Origin of the sequence: Williamwhitmania taraxaci (assembly GCF_900096565.1) — a bacterium.
Taxonomy (GTDB): Bacteria; Bacteroidota; Bacteroidia; order Bacteroidales; family Williamwhitmaniaceae; genus Williamwhitmania; species Williamwhitmania taraxaci.
On record NZ_FMYP01000155.1, the window covers coordinates 1 to 1919 of the forward strand.

Sequence of the window (1919 nt, forward strand, 5' to 3'; positions counted from 1 at the left end):
GTCGCAAAATTGGAATAGTGGAGTAATTCAGGTTAGTGCAGCATTTTAATGCTAACAAAATATTATCAACAACATTTTTTTAGATTACAGCCTTTGTTTTTCAGCTATTTTTGCCATTTGCGATCAGATTTATCAATTCACTAATGTTTGTGTATCCTTTTCTTTGAAATATTGCCTTTCCGTTTTTGTCATAAATAAATACTGAGGGGTTTGGTGCGGTATTGAAGGGTTCTTCTGTTAGCCGTTCATCTATTTTGAATAGTTCAATACTCGGATAATTATCTAGGTTTTGTTTTATCTGAAATTGCTTCAGAACACTAATATTTTGCCTAGAAAGGAGGCAGATTCTATACTTTTCTAGCAGAGGATAGTCTATAAGCATTTTTCCTAACTCTATTTTGCAAATATCACATTCGGAGTTGAATATCATTATAAGAGTGGTATCGGGTTGATTCAACGCCAATGTTACGTTTGTACTATCCAACGTTTTAACATGTAATGTTTTAATTTCCGCAAACACTGATTGTTTAGATACCTTTTTTGTTATATCAAAAACTAAGAGACCAAGCATTATCACAACTACTGCTATTGTGATTGTAATAATTGTTTTTTTAAGTGAATTATGCATAGGTTACGCTTAAATAGGTTAATACTATTATCCAGATAAATAGGTAAGAACCATAACTTGTGATTACCCATAAGTTACTCTTTGATGCCTTTTCTTCTGCTGTAATTCTAATTCCTACTACTAAAAGCATAAAATATATTAGCTCAAATAAGTTTAAAGTATTCATTGGTGCTATTAACCATGAAGGTGCACTATCTTTGATTAAGAAGCCGATAGAGCAAATGCTAGTCAAATTTAAACTTTGAACATCTGTAATTGAATTAACATTTGAGAGGAGTAGCATAAGTGTGTTTCCTATGCCTACCAAAATAAAAAGACTCTCTGAGAGTAGTACTACTTTAAGAATCTTCTTAAACCCGATATCATATCCACAGAATATAGCTCCGGTGGTAATAAATGCACTGATGAATATGAACTTAATAAACAGACCAATAGGGAATATTACATAGCCTACCCATGCCCATTTATGTTGAAGTGAAATGGCTTTTTCAATATAGCCATCAGGAATAACACTAAGCAATGAGTTATACATCAAATCATCAGTTAGAATAAACGTGCTATTTATAAACATTATCAACCAGTAGAATGAGATGATGACGAAAAAGAGCATAAAGCCATTTTCCCCTAGTAGAGAATTAAGAAAACGTTTCATAGTTCAATTGTAAGGTATTAGATCATTATTGAGTATTCGCGTAGTTTGTATAGTAGAAGTCTATTCCTTCGTTTGGAGATTGGAATTTCCTTCCTGTTTTTTAGAATTGCTAGTTGGGTTTTCCCATCTTGAATAATTTCAGCAACTTCGGCAAGATTGACAATGAAACTTTTGTGAACTCTAAAGAATTTATCTTGGGGTAGTTGTTCTTCAAGTTTATCCAAAGTGATTTCTATAATTTTCTGTTTATTTCCTTTTGTATTTGCGATTGTGCAACCATTGTCTTTCTCAATGTAGATAATGTCATCAACCAATAGCATTTGCAATAACCGTTCATCCGTTTTCATTTTCTTTTATTGGTTTGGAATGTTTTCGATGTCGCTCCTTTTCCTTCTCGAAACGGGTATGTTAATACCTTCGATCGGGATTGTGGAGGTTTGTTTGCAGAAATTTACAGCGAGCATTGGATTTATAATAAAGTTTCTATGGCATCTTATGTGGCCGTAGTCATTAATTATTTTCTCTACTGAAGTAATGGTGTTCGAAGTAGATAAAACGGTCGAAGTTGTGCCACCCATTTCGGTTCAAGTTGTGCCAGGCGTTTCGGTCGAAGTTGTGCCACTTTTTTAGGTGCATTTA

At 33.4% G+C, this 1919-nt stretch carries 4 protein-coding genes; all 4 read right to left on the minus strand.

The features are described 5' to 3' along the window. Window positions 1-100 precede the first annotated feature (100 nt). From BLS65_RS17620 to BLS65_RS19095, 4 genes are read right to left on the minus strand one after another with little or no spacing between them, the layout of a single operon-like run. Window positions 101-628 (minus strand): hypothetical protein, encoded by a 528-nt coding sequence (locus tag BLS65_RS17620; protein ID WP_092441098.1) that lies wholly within the window; start codon window positions 626-628, stop codon window positions 101-103. Continuing rightward, entirely contained in the window at window positions 621-1280 is a 660-nt protein-coding gene (locus tag BLS65_RS17625) for a hypothetical protein (protein ID WP_125869954.1), read from the minus strand. The genes BLS65_RS17620 and BLS65_RS17625 overlap by 8 nt, the downstream gene beginning before the upstream one ends. Window positions 1281-1297: 17 nt before the next feature. Further along, window positions 1298-1627: a LytR/AlgR family response regulator transcription factor gene (locus BLS65_RS17630; protein ID WP_092441100.1), complete on the minus strand. Its 330-nt coding sequence runs from the start codon at window positions 1625-1627 to the stop codon at window positions 1298-1300. Between the two features lie 6 nt (window positions 1628-1633). Then, window positions 1634-1858 (minus strand): LytTR family transcriptional regulator DNA-binding domain-containing protein, encoded by a 225-nt coding sequence (locus BLS65_RS19095; protein WP_092441101.1) that lies wholly within the window; start codon window positions 1856-1858, stop codon window positions 1634-1636. Window positions 1859-1919 lie beyond the last annotated feature (61 nt).